The organism is Streptococcus sp. HMSC077D04, assembly GCF_001808785.1.
In the GTDB taxonomy this organism is placed as follows: Bacteria; Bacillota; Bacilli; order Lactobacillales; family Streptococcaceae; genus Streptococcus; species Streptococcus mitis_BX.
This window is the reverse complement of sequence record NZ_KV794509.1, coordinates 1-684: the sequence shown is the minus strand read 5'-3', so window position 1 is coordinate 684 and position 684 is coordinate 1. Positions and strand designations below refer to the sequence as shown.

General features: G+C 36.8%; 1 pseudogene. It reads right to left on the bottom strand.

What is annotated here, in order from left to right:
• Positions 1–684, bottom strand: a pseudogene (locus HMPREF2701_RS01760) (CHAP domain-containing protein); the annotation flags it as partial.

The following is a 684-nucleotide window of genomic DNA, read 5'->3' as shown; positions in this document are numbered from 1 at the left end:
CTCATTCTCTCCTTTTCCGTTAGTGAGAATAACATTATCTCCGTCTAGAGATACAACACCATCCATTGGTGCGACAATCCTTTGGTGAGCCTTCGCTTCTAGTAGAATGTACTCCTGAAGGGTAGGTTTTCCGTCTAAATCATAGTAGCCATAACGATAAGTCATGGTTAGACTATCTTCGTTGCTTTTCCCCTCAAATGGATTGTCCAATTCCTGCATGGAAGCATACACACCCTCTTCTTTTAGTTCCTTCATTTCCTCTTGATCGTCTTTTGATAGTTTATACTTAGGAGTTTCATAAAGGTCTTGCATGGATTTTAAATCTTCTCCATCGTTTAAATCATGCCACAAAGTAGACAGATAATCCTTGTAAGTTTCTGAACTAAATAAGTGAACTGGTTTGTTTAACTCGTAATCATGGAATTTAAAGTTCATATAGCCCATCACATCATCAATTTTTGTGTAATAGGTAATGCCTTTGTCATTTGTACGAGTATGTTCTGCGTCTTCCCAAGTTAGGTGGGTATAAGCTTTTGTTAATTCAAATTCATCTTGTTGAATCAAACTAGCAGATGAAAATCCTAAAAAGAAGCTCATCATAAGTAAGAGAAGAAAAACTAATCCTCCTACTATCCATGTTATAGGATTTCCAGCCGCAAATGTAAAGAAGGAAAAGGCTGCTTT